Origin of the sequence: Tropicimonas omnivorans (assembly GCF_031846565.1) — a bacterium.
In the GTDB taxonomy this organism is placed as follows: Bacteria; Pseudomonadota; Alphaproteobacteria; order Rhodobacterales; family Rhodobacteraceae; genus Tropicimonas_B; species Tropicimonas_B omnivorans.
The window spans coordinates 534016-557516 of record NZ_JAVRHL010000002.1 but is presented as its reverse complement, the minus strand read 5'-3'; the positions used below and the strand labels follow the sequence as shown (position 1 = coordinate 557516).

18 protein-coding genes and 1 riboswitch are annotated in these 23501 nt (G+C 67.4%); of the genes, 9 read left to right on the top strand and 9 right to left on the bottom strand.

Annotation, left to right across the window (positions count from 1 at the left end; translation table 11 throughout):
* Positions 1–32 precede the first annotated feature (32 nt).
* The 4 genes from RM543_RS07965 to RM543_RS07950 are packed head-to-tail and all read right to left on the bottom strand — an operon-like array spanning position 33 to position 6268.
* Positions 33–2702 (bottom strand): putative PEP-binding protein, encoded by a 2670-nt coding sequence (locus RM543_RS07965; protein ID WP_311690358.1) that lies wholly within the window; start codon positions 2700–2702, stop codon positions 33–35.
* 54 nt (positions 2703–2756) lie between these two features.
* Positions 2757–4802 (bottom strand): glycine--tRNA ligase subunit beta, encoded by a 2046-nt coding sequence (glyS, locus tag RM543_RS07960; protein ID WP_311690357.1) that lies wholly within the window; start codon positions 4800–4802, stop codon positions 2757–2759.
* 3 nt (positions 4803–4805) lie between these two features.
* Positions 4806–5321 (bottom strand): DUF6446 family protein, encoded by a 516-nt coding sequence (locus RM543_RS07955; protein WP_311690356.1) that lies wholly within the window; start codon positions 5319–5321, stop codon positions 4806–4808.
* Positions 5318–6268: a glycine--tRNA ligase subunit alpha gene (locus tag RM543_RS07950; protein WP_311690355.1), complete on the bottom strand. Its 951-nt coding sequence runs from the start codon at positions 6266–6268 to the stop codon at positions 5318–5320. The genes RM543_RS07955 and RM543_RS07950 overlap by 4 nt, the downstream gene beginning before the upstream one ends.
* 211 nt (positions 6269–6479) lie before the next feature.
* Between RM543_RS07950 and RM543_RS07945 the strand changes: the two genes are divergently transcribed.
* Positions 6480–8240, top strand: coding sequence for a trypsin-like peptidase domain-containing protein (locus RM543_RS07945; protein ID WP_311690354.1), 1761 nt, complete (start codon positions 6480–6482; stop codon positions 8238–8240).
* Between the two features lie 94 nt (positions 8241–8334).
* Here RM543_RS07945 and RM543_RS07940 read toward each other — a convergent pair whose 3' ends face one another.
* Positions 8335–9783: a TrkH family potassium uptake protein gene (locus RM543_RS07940; RefSeq protein WP_311690353.1), complete on the bottom strand. Its 1449-nt coding sequence runs from the start codon at positions 9781–9783 to the stop codon at positions 8335–8337.
* 85 nt (positions 9784–9868) lie between these two features.
* Between RM543_RS07940 and RM543_RS07935 the strand changes: the two genes are divergently transcribed.
* Together RM543_RS07935 and RM543_RS07930 are read left to right on the top strand one after the other, a co-directional pair.
* Positions 9869–10786 (top strand): cation diffusion facilitator family transporter, encoded by a 918-nt coding sequence (locus tag RM543_RS07935; protein WP_311690352.1) that lies wholly within the window; start codon positions 9869–9871, stop codon positions 10784–10786.
* 372 nt (positions 10787–11158) lie between these two features.
* Positions 11159–11977, top strand: coding sequence for a hypothetical protein (locus tag RM543_RS07930; RefSeq protein WP_311690351.1), 819 nt, complete (start codon positions 11159–11161; stop codon positions 11975–11977).
* 187 nt (positions 11978–12164) lie between these two features.
* Here the strand turns inward: RM543_RS07930 and folE2 are convergent, their stop codons facing one another.
* Together folE2 and metZ are read right to left on the bottom strand one after the other, a co-directional pair.
* Positions 12165–13262 carry a GTP cyclohydrolase FolE2 gene (folE2, locus tag RM543_RS07925; RefSeq protein ID WP_311690350.1) on the bottom strand — a complete coding sequence of 366 codons (1098 nt, stop codon included), beginning with the start codon at positions 13260–13262 and terminating at the stop codon, positions 12165–12167.
* Positions 13263–13359: 97 nt separating this feature from the next.
* On the bottom strand, positions 13360–14562 hold the full coding sequence (gene metZ / locus RM543_RS07920; protein WP_311690349.1) for an O-succinylhomoserine sulfhydrylase: 1203 nt from the start codon (positions 14560–14562) through the stop codon (positions 13360–13362).
* Positions 14563–14613: 51 nt separating this feature from the next.
* Positions 14614–14692, bottom strand: a riboswitch (SAM riboswitch).
* 136 nt (positions 14693–14828) lie between these two features.
* Here metZ and RM543_RS07915 point away from each other — a divergent pair.
* Positions 14829–15503, top strand: a complete 675-nt coding sequence (locus RM543_RS07915) for a glutathione S-transferase family protein (RefSeq protein WP_311690348.1) — start codon at positions 14829–14831, stop codon at positions 15501–15503.
* Positions 15504–15521: 18 nt separating this feature from the next.
* Here the strand turns inward: RM543_RS07915 and RM543_RS07910 are convergent, their stop codons facing one another.
* The gene (locus tag RM543_RS07910; RefSeq protein WP_311690347.1) at positions 15522–15977 is read right to left on the bottom strand and encodes a GNAT family N-acetyltransferase; all 456 of its coding nucleotides are present in this window, start codon (positions 15975–15977) and stop codon (positions 15522–15524) included.
* A gap of 134 nt (positions 15978–16111) precedes the next feature.
* Here RM543_RS07910 and RM543_RS07905 point away from each other — a divergent pair, with 134 nt between their 5' ends.
* Both RM543_RS07905 and RM543_RS07900 read left to right on the top strand, forming a co-directional pair.
* Entirely contained in the window at positions 16112–17035 is a 924-nt protein-coding gene (locus RM543_RS07905) for a hypothetical protein (protein WP_311690346.1), read from the top strand.
* A 29-nt stretch (positions 17036–17064) separates the two neighbouring features.
* Positions 17065–17772, top strand: coding sequence for a glutathione S-transferase N-terminal domain-containing protein (locus tag RM543_RS07900; RefSeq protein ID WP_311690345.1), 708 nt, complete (start codon positions 17065–17067; stop codon positions 17770–17772).
* Between the two features lie 124 nt (positions 17773–17896).
* Here RM543_RS07900 and proS read toward each other — a convergent pair whose 3' ends face one another.
* Complete coding sequence (proS, locus tag RM543_RS07895; RefSeq protein ID WP_311690344.1) at positions 17897–19234, bottom strand: proline--tRNA ligase; 1338 nt, start codon at positions 19232–19234, stop codon at positions 17897–17899.
* A 184-nt stretch (positions 19235–19418) separates the two neighbouring features.
* On the opposite strand from proS, the gene RM543_RS07890 reads away from it, so the two are divergent.
* From RM543_RS07890 to RM543_RS07880, 3 genes are read left to right on the top strand one after another with little or no spacing between them, the layout of a single operon-like run.
* The gene (locus RM543_RS07890) at positions 19419–20564 is read left to right on the top strand and encodes an AI-2E family transporter (protein ID WP_311690343.1); all 1146 of its coding nucleotides are present in this window, start codon (positions 19419–19421) and stop codon (positions 20562–20564) included.
* Positions 20561–21247: a P-loop NTPase family protein gene (locus RM543_RS07885; RefSeq protein ID WP_311690342.1), complete on the top strand. Its 687-nt coding sequence runs from the start codon at positions 20561–20563 to the stop codon at positions 21245–21247. Before RM543_RS07890 ends, RM543_RS07885 begins: the two co-directional genes overlap by 4 nt.
* Positions 21248–21274: 27 nt before the next feature.
* Entirely contained in the window at positions 21275–23479 is a 2205-nt protein-coding gene (locus RM543_RS07880; protein ID WP_311690341.1) for an RNA degradosome polyphosphate kinase, read from the top strand.
* Positions 23480–23501: the final 22 nt, after the last annotated feature.

Sequence of the window (23501 nt, the reverse complement as noted above, 5' to 3'; positions counted from 1 at the left end):
CGGGACACAGCCCCCGCCCCTCCCCTTCGCCCTTACAGCCTGCGGATCGCGGCTCCGGCGCCGGCAGCGTTCGCCGCATCCTCACGCTCCCAGGGCGTACCGTGGGGCGTGCCGCCAAGCGCGAGATGGGCGGCGGCGAGCCGGGCCACAGGGACGCGGAAGGGCGAGCAGGACACGTAGTCGAACCCCGCGGCGCGGCAGAATGCGATCGTGTCCGGGTCCCCGCCATGCTCGCCGCAGAGGGAGACGGTGATGTCCGGACGGTTCTCGCGCGCCCGCTCCGCCCCCAGAAGGAGCAGTTCGCCGACGCCGTCGAGGTCGAGCGTGTGGAACGGATCCTCGGGAAAGACCCCTTCGGCCACGTAGGCGCCCATGAACCGGCCGGCATCATCGCGGGACAGGCCGTAGGTCATCTGGGTCAGGTCATTCGTCCCGAAGGACAGGAAGGCGGCGTGGTCGGAAATCTCGCCCGCCCTGAGTGCGGCGCGGGGGGTCTCCACCATGACGCCGAGGCGGTACTCGAAGGTCTCGCCGCTCTCGTTCTTCACCGCGGCGGCCACGGCGTCGACACGCGTCTTCACCAGTTCCACCTCGCGGCGGGCGGACACGAGCGGGATCATGATCTCGGGCACGACGGGCGAGCCGGTCTCCCGGCTGGCCTGCACCGTCGCCTCGAAGATCGCGCGGGCCTGCATCTCGTAGATCTCGGGCACCGTTATTCCGAGGCGCACACCCCGCATTCCGAGCATCGGGTTGAATTCGCTCATGTTCTGCACACGGCGAACCACGTCCGACAGCGGCAGGTCGAGGGCATCCGCGAGCGCGCGCTGGTCCTCCCTGTCGCGCGGAAGGAACTCGTGCAAGGGCAAGTCGAAGAGACGGATGCAGACCGGCCGGCCGGCCATGATGTGGAAGAGGTCCGCGAAGTCCCGGCGCTGCATCGGCAGAAGGCGTTCGAGGGACGCGGCGCGGTCTTTGCTGTCGTCGGTGAAGATCATCTCCCGCATCAGCGTCAGGCGGGCATCCTCGAAGAACATGTGCTCCGTGCGGCAAAGGCCGATTCCCTCGGCGAGGAAGGTCTCGGCGGTGCGCGCATCGTCCGGCGTGTCGGCATTGGCGCGAATCCCGATGTCGCGCACCTTGTCGGCCCAGCCGAGCAGCGTGGTGAAGGGGCCGTCCAGCATCGGTTCCAGCAGCGGCGCGGCCCCTTCGAGGGCGACGCCGGCGGAGCCGTCCACCGTCACCATGTCCCCTTCGCGGAAGACGCGGCCATCCTTCAGCGTCACCGTGCGCTCGCGGGTGTCGATGCGGCTGCCGACGGCGCCGACGATGCAGGGCAGGCCCAGCCCGCGTGCGATCACCGCAGCGTGGGAGGACATTCCGCCCCGCTCGGTGACGATGGCGGAGGCGACGTGCATCCCGCGGATATCCTCCGGCGTCGTCTCGCGGCGCAGCAGGATGCAGGCATCGCCCTGCGACGCGGCGGTCTGCGCAGCCATCGCTGAGAAGACGAGGCGCCCCGTCGCCGCGCCGGGGCTCGCGGCGATCCCCTTGAGGATCACCTCGCGGCGCGCATCTGGGTCCACCTGCCGGTGCAGGAGCTGCGACAGCGCGCGGGGCTCGATCCTGAGGATCGCTTCCTCGCGCGGGATGATCCCGTCCTCGGCAAGGTCGACCACCGCCTTGACCGCCGCGCGGGAGGAGCGTTGCATGCGGACGGCATCGAGGACGTGGAGTGTCCCGCCGGCGACGGAGAACTCGATCTCCATCTCCTCCCGCAGCCGCTTGCGGCAGATGCGCGAGAACTCCGTCAGCTCGGCAAAGATCCCGGGCGCTTCGCTCTCGAGCGACGCTCCCCTCTGATCGGCCGCGAGGTAGAGCGCGCCCTCCGGTCCCCCGGTGCCGGTCAGCGCGTCGCGGAATATGGATTGTCGCAGGTAGCGCCCGTTCATGGTGTGCTCGCCGGTCGCCGGGTCCATCCCGCGGACCACGCCCGAGCCGCTTTCCCCCGGCCCGAGGCCCAGTGCCATCGTCTGAACGACCAGCCCCAGCCCCGCATCCGCCGGCGCGCCCCGGGCCTGCCGCAGAAGGCGGACCGAGGTGCTTTCCCAGCTTCTCGCCATGGAGCGCAGGACCTCGGCGAGTTGCACGCCCGCCTCCTGCGGGAAGGGCTCGTCGGTCTCCTCCTCGAAGGTCTGGAGCGCAGCCGCGAGGGAGCTGGCGCTGGCATCGGGGACGGCGAAGGCATCCGGATCGAGCCTCAGCACGTCCACGGCGTAGGCCTGCACGAAGCGCAGGTAGAGCGCCGTCGCGGCCTCCTCGCCGATGGTCCCCGCCAGCGCGTCCCGTCGCGCGTCGCACATTCCGACATTGAGAACGGCGCCCGGACCGCCCCATTCGGCATCCATCGAAGAGGGGCGGACGGAAAGAAGCGGCTCCCGCCCGAACGCCGAGAGGAGCCGCGGCAGGTCGGGCATGTGCCCTTCGGCGATGCGATGGACGACGTCGTAGGACAGGGCGACGGTGCGGGGGACGGGCAGACCGAGGCGCACGAGACGCTGGAGGCATTTCGCTCGGCCACCATGCACCGCTGCCGACATGGAGGCTGTCGGCGTGATCAGGGTGAAATCGTTGAACCGGGCATAATGCTGCACTGCGGCGCCCTCCTTGCCGCCATTCAAATAGGATTTACCCCCGCTCATTCAAGCTCATCTTTCTGCGGTGCAGCGCCGCGGGCGGAGGGACGGTGCGTCACATCAGCCCTCGATCCGCGTGAGGTCCGCCGCCGCGAGGCAGATCTGCCGGATGCGGTGCAGCAGGTTGAGCCGGTTGCGCCGGACGATCTGGTTGTCCGTGTTGATCTGGACCGCCTCGAAGAAGGCGTCGATCGGCGCGCGGAGGGCGGCCATGGCCTCCATCGCGGTGCCGAAATCCTCGGCCTCCATCGCCGGGCCGATCTTCGCCTCCGCCGCATCGAGGGCCTTGAAGAGTGCCTTCTCTTCCGCGGCCTCGGCGAATTTCTCGTCCGGGCCGAACTCGTAGGCGACGCCGTCCTGCGCCTCCGCCTGGGTCAGGAGGTTGTTTGCGCGCTTGAAGCCCTGAACGAGGTTCTCCCCGTCATCGGTCGCCAGCACGCCCGCCAGCGCCTCCGCCCGCGCGGTGACGAGAGCGAGGTCGTCCGAGCCGGGCATGGCGAGAACCGCGTCGATCACGTCATGGCGAATGCCGCGGTCGCGCAGGTGCACCTTCAGGCGGTCGTGGAAGAACGACAGGAGATCGTCCGACACGGCCCCGCCCGGAACGGCACTCTGCAGCGGCAGGCGCAGGCCGTTTACCGTCACGAGGCGGATGACGCCGAGCGCGGCGCGGCGCAGGGCGAACGGATCCTTGGAGCCGGTGGGCTTCTCGTCGATGGCCCAGAAGCCGGTCAGCGTGTCGAGCTTGTCGGCGAGCGCCACGGTCACCGAAACGGGCGCCGTCGGCACGTCGTCCGAAGGGCCCAAGGGGCGGTAGTGCTCCTCGGCGGCGGCGGCAACTTCCGCCGGCAGCCCGGCGGCCTCGGCATAATAGCGGCCCATCAGGCCCTGAAGCTCCGGGAACTCGTACACCATCTCAGAGGACAGGTCCGCCTTGGCGATCAGGGCGGCACGGCCGGCCGCCTCCGGACCCGCTCCCACCATCGGCGCGATCTCGCGGGCGAGCGCGGCGATCCGCTCGATCCGGTCCTTCTGGCTGCCGAGCTTGTTGTGGAACGTGACGTTCGCGAGTTTATCCGTCCAGGCGCCCATGCCGGCCTTCGCGACGGCCAGGTCGTTCTCCCAGAAGAACTTCGCATCGGACAGGCGCGCCCGCAGGACGCGGCCGTTGCCCGCGAGGATCGCCGCGCCGTCGTCCGGCGCCTCGATATTCGCAACCGTCAGGAAGCGGACGATCTTTCCCGTCCTGTCCCGCACGGAGAAGAACTTCTGATGTTCCTTCATCGAGGTCTGGAGCACCTCTGGCGGCAGCTCCATGAACTCGGCGCCGATCTCGCCCATCAGGGGCACCGGCCATTCGACGAGCCCCGCGACCTCGGCCAGGAGACCGTTGTCCTCGATCACCTCGAGGCCCTGCGCGAAGGCGAGGTTCTGCGCCTCGTGGCGGATCCGCTCGCGCCGCTCCTCGGGATCGAGGATGACATGGGCGCGCTTCAGCTTCGCGGCGTAATCGTCGAAGGAACTGACCCTGAACCGCCCCGGAGAGAGGAACCGGTGCCCCTCGGTGGTGTCCCCCGCGGCATAGCCCGCGACCTCGACCGGCACCACGCGGTGGCCCTCCTCGTCCGTCAGGATGCAGAGGATCGAGTGCAGCGGCCGCACCCAGCGCAGGGCGCCCTCCCCCCAGCGCATCGACTTCGGCCAGGGAAAGGTCTCGATGACCTGGCTCAGCGCCTCGGCCACGATCTCCTCGGCCGGACGGCCGGGCTTCTCGATGGCGGCGAACCAGACCTGGCCCTTCTTGTCGTCCCGCGCCTCGAGCTGGTCCTTCGACAGCCCCGTGGAGCGCAGGAAGCCCTCCAGTGCCTTCTCGGGCGCATCGACCCGCGGGCCCTTGCGCTCTTCGCGCGTGGCCGGGCTGTGATCGGTCAGACCCTCGACGGCGAGGGTCAGGCGGCGCGGTGTCGCGAAGGCGGCGGCATGGGCATAAGTCAGCCCCGTTTCCACCATGCGGTCCGTCATCATCGACTTCAGCTCATCCGCTGCGCGGGCCTGCATCCGCGCCGGGATCTCTTCCGAGAAGAGCTCGATCAGAAGGTCGGGCATCGCTTAATTCCTCTCCGGCGCCGGCGGGCAATCGGGCGGCAGGGGCTGCCCGTCGAAGGCAGCGGCGCCGCATTCATTGATCTGGTTCCAGGCATAGCCCCGGCCGTCCTCGGTGATCGCGACGACCCGGTCGATGCCGTATTCGATATCCCGGCGGCCGAGATAGGCGATGGCGGTCTCCTGCTCGAGCGCCTCGCCGATCGCGTCGGCGTCGAAACAGGCAAAGCCGCGGGAGGCGTTGAGGGGTTCGGCACCCGCGTAGATCTCGTAGGTCTCGGTCAGCATCGCATCGCTCTGAGACGTCTCGAAGCAGGCGCGGTAGCTGATCGGTGAGGTCTCGCGGTCGATCGCCTCGACGTTCTCCGCGAGGATCGGCTCGACGGTGCCGTCCACCCGCGTGAGTTCGATCCGGGCATCCTCGACCGGCTCGAAATAGGCGTATTCGGCGGTCCACCAGACGCCCGCCCCGACGAGCGCCGCCGCTGCGATGATGATCATGCCGAGGACCTTGCCGTTCATGCCGCGCCCGCGGACGGCGCGTCATCCGCGCCGCCGGCAGGGGTCTCGAGGAAGGCCGCCGCGCAGGCCTTGGACAGCGCCCGGACCCGGCCGATATAGGCCTGCCGTTCGGTGACGGAGATCACCCCCCGCGCATCCAGGAGATTGAAGATGTGGCTGGCCTTGATCGCCTGGTCGTAGGCCGGATGCGCCATCACGATCCGCCGCCCGGAACGTGGATCGTCCGCGCCCGCGCCGAGGATGCGCTGGCACTCCGCCTCCGCATCCTCGAAATGCCGCAGGAGCGCGTCCGTATCGGCCACATCGAAGTTCCAGCGCGAATACTCGCCCTCGGTCTGGCGGAAGACATCGCCGTAGCTGAGCGGGATCGTCGCGTCCGGATCGTTGAAGGGCATCTCCATGACGTGATCGACGCCGAGCACGTACATCGCCAGACGCTCGAGCCCGTAGGTGAGCTCGCCCGACACGGGCTTGCAGTCGAAGCCGCCGACCTGCTGGAAATAGGTGAACTGGCTGACTTCCATGCCGTCGCACCAGACCTCCCAGCCGAGACCCCAGGCCCCCACCGTCGGGCTTTCCCAGTCGTCCTCGACGAACCGGATGTCATGGAGCGTCGCATCGATCCCAATCGCCTCCAGAGAGCCGAGGTAGAGCTGCTGCAGGTCGGGCGGGCTCGGTTTGATCAGGACCTGGTACTGGTAATAGTGCTGAAGGCGGTTGGGATTGTCGCCGTAGCGTCCGTCCGTCGGCCGCCGGGAGGGCTGCACGTAGGCCGCCGCCCAGGGGCGCGGGCCGAGCGACCGCAGGGTCGTGGCCGGATGGAAGGTGCCGGCACCGACCTCCATGTCGTAGGGCTGCAGCACGGCGCATCCCTTGCTCGCCCAATAGGTCTGAAGCCGGAGGATCACCTCCTGAAAGCTCCTCGGTTGCGTGGTCCCGCCCGCCATTTCCGGTCTCCGCATCAAAGGTGGCGTCTTCCTATGGGCGCCCCGTGTCGCGGTCAATCCGGACGGAGGGTCCCGCCGCCGCGGACAAAAGCGCCACAGGCACGAAAAAATGAACGCCTTTCGCCGTGCGGCCACGGGCGGCATTGCTATGGTCCGCCACCGAAACAGGCCCCGATCTGGAGAGGGCCACGGACCAATGAGGCAACGACGCGTGACACGGCTGACCGAGACGATCTTCGCGACCTGCTCTGCGCTTCTCTTAAGCGCAGCCGCGCTCCAGGCGCAGCAATCCTGGGTGCAGGTTGAGGCCCAGCCGACGCTGGCCGACGCCGAGGGCCGCGCCCGCTCCTATGCCGAAGCCTTCCCGAATGTGGCAGGCTTCCGCCTCGGGACGAGCTGGTACGCCGTCGTCGTCGGTCCGTACGCGGACGACTCGGCCGCGGCGAGCGAGCTTTCCGCGTTCCGCCGCCAGGGCCTCGTGCCATCCGACGCTTACGTCACCGATGGCGAGCGGTTCGGCCGCCGGTTCTTCCCCGTCGGCGCCGCCCCCATCGCTCCGGTCTCGGAGGAGGCGGTGGACGACGCGGTCGAAGAGGCGACCGGGACCGAGCCCGCCGCGGAGCCGGAGGCAGAGGCGCCCGAGGAGACCGTCGCCGAGGCACGCGCCAGCGAAAGACGCCTGAACGGCGAGGAACGCCGCCTCCTGCAGGAAGCGCTGAAGTGGCAGGGTCATTACGACGGCGCCATCGACGGGGCCGTCGGTCCCAACACGCGCCGCGCCATGTCGTCCTGGCAGCGCGCCGAAGGGCGTCCCGACACCGGCGTTCTGACCAGCGCGCAGCGGACCGAGCTCGTCGGCACCTTCCGCGAGGACCTCTCCCGCATCGGCATGGCCCAGATCGTGGACGACAAGGCCGGGATCGAGATCATCATGCCCGCCGGCCTCGTGGAGTTCGAGGAGGTGAACCCGCCCTTCGTCCATTACGGCAGCACCGGCGACAGCGGCGTTCGCGTCCTGCTCATCAGCCAGTCCGGGGACGAGGGCACGCTCTTCGGTCTCTACGACATCATGCAGACGCTGGAGATCGTTCCGCAGGACGGCCCCCGCGAGCGAAGCCGCACCTCCTTTACACTTGAGGGCGCGAACGAGGAGCTGGAAAGCTACACCTATGCCGCGCTGTCGGGCGGCGCCGTGAAGGGCTTCACGCTGATCTGGCCGCCCGAGGACGCGGACGCGATGGACCGCATCCGCCAGACCATGCGGGAAAGCTTCACCCCCGTGTCCGGCGTGATCCTCCCCGATACGGCGGGCGAGGCCGGCGGCATGGACCAGGCATCGGACCTGCTCTCCGGCCTCGAGGTCCGCCGCCCGGCGCGCTCCCGCACGGGCTTCTTCGTCGGCGATGACGGCGCCGTCCTGACCACCCTTGATGCGGTCGAGAACTGCGAGAGGATCAGCCTCGGCACCAGCGCAGATGCCACGATCACCGCCCGTGACACGGCACTCGGCCTCGCCCTTCTCGCCCCCGAAACGCGGCTCGCCCCGATCCGCACCGCCGCGCTCGAGGCGGAGGTGCCGCGCCTTGGATCCGAGGTCGCCGTTGCCGGTTTCTCCTACGAGGACATCCTCGATGCGCCGGTGATGACGTTCGGCACTCTGAGCGACGTCCGCGGCCTCGGTGGCGAGGAGGCGCTCCGCCGTCTCGACATGGAAACCCTTCCCGGCGATTCGGGCGGCCCTGTCCTCGACCAGCGCGGTGCGGTCGTCGGCATGCTCCTGCCGGCGAGCGACGATGCAGACCGCCGGCTTCCCACCGACGTCTCCCTCGCCGCCGGCGCCGATGCGCTCGCCGCCTTCCTCGGGGAGAACGGAATTACCGTCGAGAGCGCCGGCAACGGCCCCGCCCTGGCCGCCGAGGATCTCACCGCCCGCGCCGCGGACATGACAACGCTCGTCAGCTGCTGGAACTGATCCCGGCCGCGTTCATCTTTCCCGAAAATACCCCCGCCGGAGGCGGTCCCGCGCCATGCCTCGTGGGACCGCCCCGCCGGCATGGCGCTGAGGGTCACGAGCGCCAGAAGTTCACCGTCAGGATCGCGTAGACCACGAGAAGCTCCAGCCGCCCCACCAGCATGGCGATGGCCAGGAGCCATTTCGCCGTCGGGTTCAGGGTGGAGAAGTTGCCTGCCGGGCCGATCGTGTCGCCGAGGCCCGGACCGATATTGGCGATCGCCGTGGCCGCGCCCGAGACGGAGGTGGTGAAGTCGAGCCCCGTCATGGACAGCAGGATCGACAGCGCGCCGAGCGACACCACGAAGATCGAGAAGAACGCCATTACCGAGTTCAGCACGTCGGGCCCGACCGGCCGGCCGTCGAACCGCGTCAGGAACATGCCGTGGGGGGAGTGGATGGCCCGGATCTGCGCCCGCACCGCGGAGAGCAGGATCTGGTAGCGGAAGATCTTCACCGAGCAGGAGGTCGAGCCGGCGCAGCCTCCGACGAGGCCGAGAAAGAAGAAGATGACGACCGGGACCGCGCCCCAGAGCTGGTAGTCCACCGAGGCGAAGCCGGTCCCCGAGATGATCGAGACCACGTTGAAGATCGCCTCGCGGAAACTCTGCTCGGGGTGCAGCCCGTCGACGAAGACCTGGAACAGGAAGAGCCCCGCCACGGTGACGCCGATCACCGTGAAATAGGCGCGGATCTGGGTATCCTCGAAGAAGGGGCGCGCCGTCCCCGCCAGAAGCTGGATGTAGCGCACGAAGGGCAGGCTCGCGAGAAGCATGACGACCGTCGCCACGTATTCGGGCGCCCCCTGATAGGCGCCGAAGGAGGCATCCGTCGTGGAGAAGCCCCCCGTCGAGATCGCCGTGAGGGCATGACAGAGCGCGTCGAATGCCGTCATGCCGACGGCCGCGAAGGCGAGGAAGGCCGCGAAGGTGAGGCCGAGATAGATCCAGGTAATACGCGCCGCGATCTCCGCCGCCCGGGGCAGGATCTTGCCCAGCGTGTCGAACGCCTCCGACCGGAAGATCTGCATGCCCCCGACCCTGAGCTCGGGCAGGAACACCATGGCCACGACGACGATCCCGATCCCGCCCATCCATTGCAGCAGGGACCGCCAGAGCAGGATGCCCGCCGGCAGATCATCGAGCCCGGTGAAGACGGTGGAGCCCGTCGTCGTCAGCCCGGACATCGACTCGAAGAAGGCGTCGGTGATGCTGGCCTGCGTGTCCCCGAGGATGAAGGGAACGGCCGCGAAGATTGCGAGGATGAGCCAGACGAGCGTGGTGACGAGGAAGGTCTGCCGGATCGTCAGGCCCCGCCCGACGCCGTTGGCACAGGATATCGCGAGGAACGTCCCGGTCAGCGCGGTGATGATCGCGCTCTCGAGGAAGACCGGCCATTCTCCGTTGCCGGCGAGCAGGTCCATGCCCAGCGGAAGGAGCATGGCCGCGCCGAGAACCGTCAGCAGCAGACCGATGATGTAACCGACGGGGCGCAGGTCGAACATGGCGCGGAGCGTTGGCGCGGGGGGCGAGCGCTGTCAAGCGAACATAGCGGCTTGCCCGGGACCGGACGGGCTGTATGAGACGCCCATGACGGATCAGGTCAAACTCGCTCTCGGCAGCATCCTCGTGGGGCTGATCGTCCTTGCGCTCAAGGCGTGGGCCGCCGTGATGACGGGCTCGGTCGCGCTTCTGTCGGATGCCCTCGAAAGCACGGTCAACGTCGTCGCGGCCATCGCGGCGCTCGTCGCCGTGAAGGTGGCGCTCCGCCCCGCCGACGAGGCGCATCCCTACGGCCATACCAAGGCGGAGTTCATCTCGGCGGTGGTCGAGGGCGTGCTGATCGTCGTCGCGGCGCTCCTGATCCTGCGGGAGGCATGGCTGGGCTTCCGCTCCCCCGACATTCCGCAGATGCCGGCCTTCGGCCTCGTGATCGTGACCGTCGCCACCGCGCTCAATGCCGCATGGTCCCGGCTCCTCATCCGGCGGGGGACGCGGCTCTCCTCCCCCGCCCTCGTGGCGGACGGCAAGCACCTGTGGGCGGACGTGATCACCTCGGCCGGTGTGGTTCTCGGCATCTGTTTCGCCGGCCTCACGGGGTACTGGGTGCTGGATCCGCTCCTCGCCGCCATCGTCGCGGTCAACATCCTGTGGTCCGGCGGCAAGCTCATCGCGGCCTCCCTCAGCGGCCTCCTGGACGAGGCCGTACCGGATCAGACCATGCAGACGATCCGGGACGTGATCAGCACCGAGGCCGGCGGCGCGCTCGAGGCGCACGATCTGCGCACCCGCCATGCCGGCCGCGCCACCTTCGTCGATTTCCACCTCGTCGTCCCCGGAGAGACCACCGTCGAGGATGCCCACGAGGTCTGCGACCAGATCGAGGCGGCCCTGAAGGACGCGGTGCCCGACATCAATGTCAGCATTCACGTCGAGCCCGAACACAAGGCCGAGGCCGAAGGCGCCGACCGCGGCGTCATAGAGATCGGCGAGCCCCGGAAACGGTGAGGCCGGGAGCGGGGGAACGATGATGCCCCGGACGAGCGCCCTGCCCGACCTCTACACATGCTCAGGCACCGACCGTCCGAAGCCGTGCCGGCCCGGCGGCCCCTGCCGGAGGGGACCTGTCGTATGGTTGGGGTGAGAGTGGGCAGTGCGGGAGGAAGCTGCCATTCCCTACGCGGAAGTTGCCGACGGCAGGCGGCTTGAAGCGTACACATAGAGCCGATACGTCTTTTTTCCCCTGCATCGTGCTTGATAGTTTAGAGTGGCAGCACAAAAGTTACTTTCTGTGGTTATACGGGTGATAATTTTTTGCAGTACCTCAAAGATATTCTATTAACTGTAAACAAAATTAGCTCTAATAGCGCCATATCCAATATGAGCGTCAAAGAGGTTCTGGCATGCGCAGTCGCAGCTTTCGCGTTATACGTTGCCGCAGGCAGCGCCTACATTCTAGGTGTTCTCCTAGGCCTACCCGCGGTGGTCGTAACCTCATTGAACCACACCTCAATTACGCACCTCTTCGGACAAGCAACATTCGGAGCAGTATTAGCATTCACCTTCTTTAAGCTTTCGAAAGTCATAGTGAACGGAGTATTAATTTTTACCAACTTTCTGCTTTGTAAGTATTATTATGGAGGCAGAAGGCCGCGCGGCTTGGATGATCCAACTGTCGCCAGGCTACAAAGAAGAATGGATAGCGCCGTTATCGAGGGCCGTGCTTACGGAAAAAGTGCGATCATAGCCAGGGCCTCAATTACTATAGTATTTATGTATCTCATGTTTTTTCAGATAGACCTTACTCAAACCATTACAACGCTCGCAAGGGCTTTGGGATACGCGCTTATCTGGCTTCTTGGTTCAATGTTTGTTTTTTCGTCAATGTTAGCTTATCGAGTTTTGGACGGGAGAACCTGTAGAGAATTTCTCTCATCACCAGAGGGGAGAGGTTTTGGGGTTTTACTGGCTCTCTGGATTATATTTTTAATCGGAACAGTGCGATCATCTTCAATGATGCATGGCCCAACATTTCATTATTCTCCTGAAGAGAAAGTTTGTCGGTTAGCGCCGATGATGCCGGTTTACGGTGGGGATTTGTACTTCGATCAGCAGTCGAACAACTTCGTCATAATAAACGACGGTAAAATTCTGCTTCATGTTCCCCACCTGACTTCAGAGGCGCCTTCGTGCGTTTAATATTAGGAGGATGGCAAGCAGCTAATACACTTCGCAACGCTCTTTCATGGCCGGTATGGGCGCTGGTATGTGTCGGGTAATCCGGGCTCGAAGCCGCCATTGGCTTCAAGCTGACCGGGCGAAGTCATAGATTCAGGACCGGGCCCCCGGGGCCAAGTAAGAGGCCGGCCCGCCTCGCGCATCGCGGTTACCCGCGCGGCTGAAGGGTCCCGAGAAAGCGCGGGTCGAGGGAGGCTGCGTCGAAGGTGGGTCCTTCGGTCAGGATGCTGACGGCATCGTGGCTGTGCAGGCTTTCCTGGTGGCTGGCGGCGACGCGGAAATCGCCGATGCGGTGATCGCCCTGCAGCGCTTCGGCGAAGAGCCGTGCCGCGTCCTCCACGAAGATCGGGTTGGCGGCGTTCAGTTCGGCGAAGGCCTGCTCGTCCTCGCGCTTGACCATGACCTGCGTCTCGGTCGGAACGGCGGCGCGGCAATGCTCGATGAGGTCTTCGATCGGCAGCTCGGGCGCCTCGGGATCGAGGACGACGGAGAGGCGCGCGAGGGAGCGCTGGGAATGCGGCGTGGCGAGCGTTCCGCGAACCGTACGCGCATGTTCGGCCAGTTCCAGCGAGCAGGGGCAGGTCGAGGAATAGACATAGTCGACGTGGAGGATGCGCAGGCGCGTCCCGCCGCGCTCGGCGATCTCGGCCGCCACGTCGTAATACTGCCAGCCGGCGAGCCCCGAGCGCAGGCTTTCGCGCATCAAGGGAAAGGACGTCGCAAGGGCGATCCGCGCATCGAAACTGCCGAGCTCCCGCTTGTAGGCGTCGAGCGCCCGGTCGATCAGCTCGAAGCCCATCGCCTCGCCCGCGTGGTCGTAGAAGCTGCGCATGATGCGGGACATGTTGATGCCCTTGGCGCTTGCCTCGAGGCTCACGGTCCCGGTGACGGAGGTCTCCAGCAGCATGGGCGCGCCGCCCCGCGTCGCGAACTGCACCGGCAGGCGGAAATTCGAGATGCCGACATGCTGGATCTCGCGCCGCGCCCCGCGGATGAGCGCGGCGGGGCCGTTCTGAAGATCGGGAAGCGATGCCAGATAGGCCGCATCGGGGCGAAAGCCTGCGTCATAGTCCTGCGCGAGGCCGCTGCGCGCGCTCACCTGCCCCACAAGCCGTGCGGCATCGGGACCGAGTGCCGCGATCTCGGCACTGCTCGCGCGCGCGGCCCAGGCCCGCAGCGTCTCCACGGCCTCGAGCGCGTCCTCGTCGGTCGGTAGGGCGCCGAGATCGGCGGACTGGATGTTCATCTGCGTCCCCCCCCTTTTGGGTCTCGCCGGCCTAGAGATGTGATGTCAGGGCTCCGAAATCCAGAGAGCCCGGACGGGACGGGATGTCGCCCGCCGCTCAGACCGCATCGAGTGCGGCTCGGAGGTCCGCGATCAAGTCCGCCGTGTCCTCGATCCCGGCGGAGATGCGGATGAGACCCGGCGTGATGCCCAGCGTCTCCTTCTGCTCGTCCGAGAGGCGCTGATGCGTGGTGGTGGCGGGATGCGTGACGATGCTCTTGGCGTCGCCGAGATTGTTGGAGATCACCATGACCTTCAGCGCGTTCAGAAAGCGGAACGCCGCCTCCTGCCCGCCGGCGAGGTCGATGGCCAGAAGGGTGCATTCACCGCCCGTCAACGTTTGCGCCGTTTCGGCCTGCGGGTGATCCGGCAGGGCGGGATGGATGACGCGGGCGAGGCGCGGATCTCCCGAGATCGCCTGGGCCATGGCGCGGGCGTTCTCGGCCTGGGCGCGCACGCGCAGGTCCAGCGTCTCCAGCCCCTTGAGCATGAGCCATGCCGTGAACGGGCTCATGGAGCCGCCGGTGTGCTTCATGTAGGGTTCGATCTGGCCGCGGATCATCTCGCGGCTGCCGAGGATGACGCCGCCCAGCGCCCGCCCCTGCCCGTCGATGTGCTTGGTGGTCGAGTAGATCACGAGGTCCGCCCCCTGCTCCACCGCGCGGGAATAGACGGGCGTCGCGAAGACGTTGTCGACGATGGTGAGCGCCCCGGCCTCCCGCGCGATGGCGGAGACGGCCGGCAGGTCGACCACCTCGAGCGCCGGGTTGGAGATGGTCTCGAGGAAAACCGCGGTGGTCTCCGGCGTGACAGCCTCGCGCCAGGCGTCCAGATCGGTGCCGTCGACGAAGACCACCTCGACCCCGTAGCGCCCGAGGATCGATTCGAGGATGTAGATGCAGGAGCCGAAGAGCGCACGGGCGGAGACGACGCGATCGCCCGCCTTCAGGATCGAGGTCAGCGCGCCGTTGACGGCGGCCATGCCGGAGGCGGTGGCGAAGGCGTCCTCCGCCCCTTCGAGCTGGGCGATGCGATCCTCGAACATCCGCACGGTCGGATTGCCGTAGCGCGCGTAGATGAACTCGTCCGGCCCGCACTCCTGGAAGCGGGCCTCGGCGGCCTCGGCACTGTCGTACACGAAGCCCTGTGTCAGGAAGATCGCCTCGGAGACCTCGCCCCATTGGGAGCGGCGCGTGCCGCCGTGGACCGCGCGGGTGCGCGCCCCGGTGCCGCCAAGGGTGGTGTCATCGTCATATGCCATCGTGATGTCCTTTCGCCGTATCGACTCCCCACCGTTCGCGCCAAAAGCCGGGGGACCGGCGTTCTGACCTCTTTAGCGGCATGTTTAGCGTGGCCCGCAATCCGGTGAACAAATCGCCACGTTTGGTGGCGCTTTGGATAGACCCCGGCACAGTGAGAGGTCAAGCGGCGACACCCTGACCGAAAACATCGCCCGGAGGGATTGCCGGTGATGAAATGGCAAGGATCCCGTCCTAGGCTGGGGCTCTCCCTTGCGCGAATCCCGCCATGATACCGGAACTTCTCCACCATCCGCTCGATCCAGCCAGCCATGCCCCGCTCTTCGCCGCCGCAGAGCTCGGCGCGGCGGTGTCCCTGATCGTCGTCGATCTGGCCGATGCCGCAGACCGCGGCGCGCTCGCCGCCATCTGGCCCCACGGCACGCTGCCTGTCCTGCGCGATCCGGGGCTGCCGGGCGGTGCGCTCGGCGAGGCGTCCATCATCGTCGAGCGGCTCGACACGGGGCGCGCGCTTCTGCCCGCGGGGAGGGAGCTGGAGGTGCGCATGTGGGAGCGCCGGATCGAGCGGATGCTGACGCAGCCCACGCGCAAGATCGTGGAGGATCGGCTCCGCCGGCCTGGCACGCGGGATCTCCACGGCGTCGGAGAGGCGCGGCGGACGCTGTCGGCCGCTTATGACGCTCTGGAGGCCGAACTCGCGCCCGATCCCTGGATCTTCGGAGACCGGCTGACCCTTGCGGATATCGTCGCGGGTCCGGCGCTCTTCTTCGCCGATACCGTGGTGCCGCTGATGCCGGCGCATCCGGCGCTCGGCTCCTATCTCGGACGCCTGATGACGCGCACCGCCTATGGCAGCGTCCTGGCCGGCGCGAAGCCATGGTTCCCGGCCTACCCGATGGACCAGAAACCCTCCCTCGACACGCTCAGGCTCGGGGATTTCTGACGCCGGCCTCAGTCCAGCTCAGTCCAGGCTCTTCTTGAACCCGGTATGCGAGGCGGCATAACCGAGCCGCTGGTAGAAGCGGTGGGCGTCTTTTCGCTCGGCATTCGAGGTAAATTGGAGAAGCCGTGCACCCGCCTCTCGCGCCCGGGCCTCGGCATCCGCGACGAGCCGGGCGCCGTGGCCCTGTCCCCTCAGATGCGTGGCGACGCGCACCGCCTCGATCTGGGCCCGCCGGGAGGCGGAGAGCGACAGACCGGAGATCACCGTGAGCTGGTAACAGGCGACGACCTCGCCGTTGATAACGCCCACGAATTGCCGGTTCGTCCCCTCCTTTGACATGGCGTCGAAGGCAGCGAGATACGCCTCCATGCCGGAGCCCTCGCGGAGTTTGCCCATGTGGTCGTCCCTCAGGAGGGCAACGATGGCGGGAACCTCGTCCCGCACGGCTTCTCTGAAGGTGATGTCGTCGCTCATGGGTCGGCTCCTGGCAGGGTGTCACAGCCATAGGCCCGGCCGATGTCGATGTCATCAAAGGTTCACCGCCGCGTCATGCCGCGTTCCCCGACGAACCTTAGCAAAGCCGCAACATGTGGCGGGCATGATGAGGCATGGCACTACTTGCGGCGAACATATCGGCGGACGGAACGGTTGAGAAGCGGGTGCTCGATCGTGTCGCGGAAGCGTGCCTCGCGGCAGAATCGGACCGGCCGGTGATCGCCATGATCCACGGATATCGCTTCTCCCCCACATCGCCCGAGCACTCGCCCCACCGCCACATATTCTCCCTCTCCCCGAAGCGCTCGCCGCGGGCGCTGTCCTGGCCCGCGTCCCTCGGGGCCGACCGGCCAGGCGGACCGCTGGCGCTCGCCATCGGCTGGGAGGCGCGGGGCGCGTTCGGCGGTGCCTATGCGCAGGCGGAAGCGGCCGGCCTCGGCCTCTCCCGGATCCTCCGGCGCGTGGCGCAGACGCGGGACAGGGGGTCCGGCGGCACGCGCCTTCTTGCCCATTCGCTCGGCGCCCGCGTCGCACTCGAAAGCCTGCCGCACCTGCCGCCGGGCGCGGTCTCGGGGGCCGTCCTGCTCGCCCCGGCGGAGACCCGGGCCGCGGCGAATGCGGCGCTTGCCCGCGCCCAGGCCCCGCCCCCGATCCTCAGCGTGCGCAGCAGGGAGAACCTCTTCTTCGATCTGCTGATGGAACGCGCCCTTGCCCCCATCGGCTTCGGCGCACGGAGCCTTGGACGCGGGCCGCTCCGGCGCGAGGCTGACTGGATCGACCTTGCCATAGATGATGCGCCCACGCTGGCGGCGCTCGCCACCCTCGGCCACGAGATCGCCCCGCCCGCGCACCTCGTCTGCCACTGGTCCGTATACCTCCGGGCGCGGCTCTTCGATTTCTACCGGGACATCCTCACGGGCGCCCTGCCCCTGCCGCAGCTCGCCTCCGCCCTGCCCGATCCGGCAACACCCTCGAGCGCCCTGCGTGCGCTTTCCGTCCGGCTCCCCTTGCCATTCGGGGCTGGTCAACCATCCTGAAGGCCGACACCCGCGCCCAGGCAGGCACCATGACCCCGCCCATCGAGCTTCATTACTGGCCCACGCCAAACGGCTGGAAGATCACCATCGCCCTCGAGGAGATGGGACTGCCCTACGAGGTCGTCCTCGTGAACATCGGCAAGGGCGAGCAGTTCGAGCCCGAGTTCCTCAAGATCGCGCCGAACAACCGGATGCCCGCCATCGTCGACCCGGACGGGCCGGACGGCGCACCGGTCTCGATCTTCGAATCGGGTGCGATCCTGCAATATCTCGCGCGGAAGACCGGGCAGTTCTGCGGCCCGACCCAGCGGGACCGCATCGCCGTCGATGAGTGGCTGATGTGGCAGATGGGCGGCCTCGGCCCGATGGCGGGGCAGGCGCACCATTTCCTGAAATACGCGCCGCAGATGGATCCGCCCCAGGATCTGCCCTATGCCAAGGAGCGCTACCGGAACGAAACCGCCCGGCTCTACGGTGTTCTGGACCGCAAACTGGCCGAGACGGAGTTCGTGGCGGGAGACTTCTACTCCATCGCGGACATTGCGATCTGGCCCTGGGCAAAGGGCTGGGAGGGGCAGCAGCAGACGCTGGACGACAAGCCGAACATGGCCCGTTGGCTGGAGACGGTCGGCTCTCGCCCGGCCGTGAAGGCCGGGGCCGCGGTGCATGGCGAGTTGCGCCAGAGCGCGACGCAGGACAAGGCGACCACCGACGTGCTCTTCGGCCGGAAGTACTGAGCGGAGGCCCGCGATCCCGCCGCCGAGCGGGATCGCGGCGTCCTGAAACTCAGCGCGCCGTATCGCGTCGTTCTGGAACCCGGCGCGCGATATCGCGGCGCCCGAAATCGCGGCGCCTGGGGGGTCAGACCCCGGCGTAGATCTCGCGCAGACGCTCGACGGCAGCTTCGATCGACATCTCCTCGCTTTCGCCGGTGCGGCGGGACGTGAGTTCGACGACCCCCTTGGCGAGACCACGGGGGCCGACGGTGATGCGCCACGGCAGGCCGATGAGATCCATCGTCGCGAACTTGGCGCCCGCCCGCTCGTCCCGGTCGTCGTAGAGCGGATCGAGACCGGCATCGCCGAGCGCGGCATAGAGTTGCTCGCAGGCCGCATCCGCCTCGGCATCGCCCTGACGCAGGTTCACGATACCCGCCCGGTACGGGGTCACGCCCTCGGGCCAGATGATGCCCTTGTCGTCGTGGCTCGCCTCGATGATCGCGCCGACGAGGCGGGAGACGCCGATGCCGTGGGAGCCCATGTGGACCGGAACGCGCTCGCCGTCCTCATTGGTGACGATGGCGCCCATCGCCTCGGAATACTTGGTCCCGAAATAGAAGATCTGGCCGACCTCGATGCCGCGCGACGTGCGGCGGCGCTCCTCGGGGATGCTTGCGTAGGCCTCCTCGTCATGGGTCTCGTCGGTGCGGGCGTAGGGCGTCGTCCACTCCTCGCAGACCGCGCGCAGGGAGGCGCGGTCGTCGTAGTCGATGGTGCGATCGCCTAGCGTGAGGTCGGTGATCGCCGAGTCGTAGAACACTTCCGATTCGCCCGTATCCGCGAGGACGAGAAACTCGTGCGTGTCCTCGCCGCCGATCGGTCCCGAATCGGCCCGCATCGGGATCGCCTTCAGGCCCATCCGCTCATAGGTCCGCAGATAGGAGACCATGTGCCGATCGTAGGCATACATCGCGTCCTCGTAGGAGACGTCGAAGTTGTAACCGTCCTTCATGAAGAACTCGCGCCCGCGCATCACGCCGAACCGGGGGCGCACCTCGTCCCGGAACTTCCACTGGATGTGGTAGAGCGTCATCGGCAGATCGCGGTAGGAGGCCACGTGGGAGCGGAAGATGTCGGTGATCATCTCCTCGTTCGTGGGGCCGTAGAGCATGTCCCGGTCGTGACGGTCGCGGATGCGCAGCATCTCGGGGCCGTAGGCGTCGTAACGCCCTGATTCCCGCCACAGATCCGCCGATTGCAGGGTGGGCATCAGCATCGGGATGTGGCCCGCGCGCTGCTGCTCTTCGTGGACGATCCGTTCGATGTTGCGCAAGACGCGATAACCCAGCGGCAGCCACGAGTAGATGCCGGCCGAGGATTGCTTGATCATGCCCGCGCGCAGCATCAGCCGGTGGCTGGCGATCTGGGCTTCGGCCGGCGTTTCCTTGAGGACGGGAAGAAAGTAGCGGCTGAGACGCATGTGATCTGGCTCCGGGCGAGAGGCGGACAAAGGGGCGGACGGGTCGGGCCGGAGCGTTACGCGAAGCGCCCATGCCGGGCAAGCCGTGGCAAGGGCGGAACAACCGCGCCCCACGCTGCTTGCATTGCAGGGTCGCTTGAGCGATTGGAACGACACCATCCCAGAGGCAACAGGGGCAGCCGACATGGCGCTACCGATGAAACATCAGGCCGTGATCTGGATGGTGGCCGCCATCGTGTTCCTCGCCGTTCTTTGGATCCTGGGCGACGTCATCCTTCCGTTCGTCCTCGGCGGCGCCATTGCCTACATCTTCGATCCGCTGGCGGACCGGCTGGAGCGGCTCGGGTTGAAGCGGGGCCTCGCGGTCTTCGTGATCACGCTCGTCGGGATCGTCGTCTTCGCCGTCGCGATGCTGCTCGTCGTGCCGACCCTCGTGCGGCAGGCAATCGATCTGTTCGAGGCGGCGCCCGAAATGGTCTCGAACCTGCAGGCCGCGCTCACAGAGCGGTTCCCTGACCTGATGGACGACACCTCCGTCGTGCGGCAGTCGCTCTCCTCCATCGGCGAGACGATCCAGTCCCGCGGCGGTGAGCTGATGCAGGGGCTGATGACGTCGCTCTCCGGCGTGGTGAACGTCATCGTCCTTCTGGTCATCGTCCCAGTCGTCTCGGTCTACCTCCTGCTCGACTGGGACCGGATGGTGGCCAGCATCGACGGCCTCCTTCCCCGCGACGGCGCCCCGACAATCCGTCAGCTCGCGCGGGACATCGACCACACCATGGCCGGGTTCATCCGGGGCCAGGGGCTTGTCTGCCTGATCCTCGGCACCTTCTACGCCGTGTCACTGATGCTGGTGGGACTGAAGTTCGGACTGGTCGCAGGAGCGATCGCCGGGTTCCTGACCTTCATCCCCTTCGTCGGCGCCTTCGTCGGCGGGGCGCTCTCCATCGGGCTGGCGCTGTTCCAGTTCTGGGGAGACTGGTGGATGATCGTCCTCGTCTACGCGATCTTCCAGTTCGGCCAGTTCGTGGAGGGCAACATCCTGACGCCGAAGCTCGTCGGCACCTCGGTCGGCCTGCACCCGGTCTGGCTGCTCTTCGCGCTCTCCGCCTTCGGCGCGCTCTTCGGCTTCGTCGGCCTTCTGGTCGCGGTTCCGGTCGCGGCGGCCTTGGGCGTGATCGCGCGGTTTCTCGTCGACGAGTACAAGGAGGGCCCGCTCTACCGCGGTGTCTCCGGGGAAACCCGCGCTCCGGCCCACCACCTGGAGCGCTCCTATGCCAACGACCGCGAAGCCCCTCCCGATGACGGCCCGCCCGTAAAGACAGAATGACCACCCGACAGCTCTACTTCGATCTGCCCGTTCGAACGGGCCGCACCCGCGGCGACTATTTCGTCTCCGAAGCGAACGGCGCCGCCGTCGCGGCCATCGACGGCTGGCGCAACTGGCCCGGCCGGGCGCTGCTGATCCGCGGCCCGAAGGGCATGGGCAAGACCCACCTCGCCCATGTCTGGACCCGCGAGGCCGGCGCGCGGCTGATCTCCGGGTTGGCCCTGACCGAGGCGGACGCGATCCCGGGGGACGTTGCGGTGGACGATGCGCATCTCGTGGCCGGGGATCCCGCGCGGGAACGGGCGCTGTTCCATCTCTACAACCTGACGCTCGCCGAGGGCGGGCATCTTCTGCTGACCGGCGACGGCGATCCCGCGCTCTGGCCGGTGAGGCTGCCCGATCTCGGCAGCCGCCTGCGCGGGGCCGCCTCCGTCGAGTTGCAGCCGCCCGACGACCGCCTGCTCGAAGCGATGATCGTCAAGCTCTTCGACGACCGCCAGATCGCCCCGCCGCCCAGCCTCGTGGCCTACCTGCTGCGCCGCATGGAGCGGTCCGCCGCCGAGGCCGTACGCCTCGTCGCCGCGCTCGACGACGCGGCGCTCGCGAGCGGCCGTCCGATCGGCACCAAGCTCGCGCGCGACGTCTTGGGCGCCGAGGACGGTGCGGATATCCTGCCCGACTAGAACAACGATCCGCCCAGGGAGCATTCGATGACCAGTCCGCAGGGGACCAGCAAGTTTGGAATCGCCGATTTCCTGCGCGGCGCCGCTCCGGCGCCGGCGGAGTTGCCGCTGGTCGAGGCATCGGGGCCGGCGCGCTTCTTCAATCGGGAGATCAGCTGGCTGAAGTTCAACTGGCGCGTGCTCGAGGAGGCGATGAACCCGAGCGTGCCGCTTCTGGAGCGGGTCCGGTTCCTGTCCATCTCCGCCACCAATCTCGACGAGTTCTACACCGTCCGCGTCGCCGGCCTGATGGAACTTGCGCGCGCCGGCAACACCACCCCTTCGGCTGACGGGCTCACCCCGGCCGAGCAGCTCGCACTCATCCACGAGAATGCCCGCGGCCTGATGCGGGCGCAGCAGACGACGTGGGGCAACCTGCGCCGGGCGCTGGAGCAGATGGGGATCCAGATCCTTTCGCCCTCGCGGCTGACCAAGGCCGACCGCCGGCACCTGGAGCAGCACTTCCTCGAGCAGGTCTTTCCGGTCCTCTCCCCCCTCGCGATCGACCCCGCGCACCCCTTTCCGTTCATCCCCTCGGGCGGATTCTCCCTCGCGGTGCAGCTTCGCCGCGATGCGGACGGGCGGCCGCTCCAGGCACTCCTGCCGATCCCGCAGCAGGTCACCCGCTTCGTGCCGCTGCCGCCGAAGGATGGGGCGCAACGCTTCTTCATGCTCGAGGACCTGCTCCTGCTCCACCTCGGGCGTCTTTTCCCCGGCTATACCTTGCGCGATCACTGCACGTTCCGCGTCCTGCGCGACAGCGACCTCGAGGTGGAGGAGGAGGCCGAGGATCTCGTCCGCGAGTTCGAGACCGCCCTCAAGCGCCGCCGCCGCGGCGAGGTGATCCGGCTCAAGCTGTCCCACGGCGCACCGGACGGCCTGCGCAAGGTGATCCTGCCGGAACTGCACATCACCATGGAGGACGTGGTGGAGATCCGCGGCCTGATCGGCATGGCGGATGTTGCCGAACTCGTCGTGGAGAGCCGGCCGGACCTGCTCTGGCCGCCCTTCGCGCCCCGCGTGCCCGAGCGCGTCCAGGACCATGACGGGGACATGTTCTCGGCGATCCGGCAGAAGGACATGCTCCTTCACCACCCCTACGAGACCTTCGACATGGTGGTGCGGTTCCTGCAGCAGGCGGCGCGGGATCCAGACGTTCTCGCCATCAAGCAGACGCTCTACCGGACCTCGAAGAACTCCCCCATCGTGGAGGCGCTCTGCGAGGCGGCCGAGGACGGCAAGTCCGTCACCGCCCTCGTGGAGCTGGCCGCGCGGTTCGACGAGGCTGCCAATATCCGACAGTCCCGCCGCCTCGAAAGGGCGGGCGCGCATGTCGTCTACGGCTTCGTCAACTACAAGACACACGCCAAGATCAGCACCGTGGTGCGCCGGGAGAACGGCAAGCTCGTCACCTACACCCATTACGGCACCGGCAATTATCACCCGATCACCGCGCGCTTCTACACCGACCTCAGCTTCTTCACCTGCGACCCGGCGCTCGGACGCGATGCGACGAAGGTCTTCAACTACCTGTCCGGCTACGCCCAGCCCGAGAGCCTCGAGAACCTTGCCATTTCTCCCCATTCCCTCAAGTCCCGCCTGATCGAGATGATCGAGGCGGAGGCGGAGCACGCCCGCGCCGGCCGGCCGGCCCAGATCTGGGCGAAGATGAACTCGCTGATCGAACCCGACGTGATCGACGCCCTCTACGCCGCGAGCCGCGACGGCGTCCGGATCGACCTCGTGATCCGCGGCATCTGCGGCGTCCGCCCCGGCATACGGGGGCTATCCGAGACGATCCGGGTGAAGTCCATCGTCGGGCGGTTCCTGGAGCATTCGCGTATCGTCTGCTTCGGGGCCGGGTATGGCCTGCCCTCCCGGAAGGCGCGGGTCTTCCTGTCTTCGGCCGACTGGATGGGACGCAATCTCAACCGCCGGGTGGAGACGCTGGTGGAGACGACGAACCCGACCGTGAAGGCGCAGATCGTGAGCCAGATCCTCGCCGCCAACCTCGCCGACGAAGCGCAAAGCTGGGTCCTGGGCCCCGACGGGGTCTGGGTCAGGGGGGTGACGGAGGCCAATTCCGAAAAGCCCTTCAACTGCCACCGCTTCTTCATGGAGAACCCCAGCCTGTCCGGCCGCGGGTCCGCCGGCGCCTCGGACGTACCGGAACTTGCGCACACGAAGGATTGACCTGAGGCGCGCTGCACCGCAG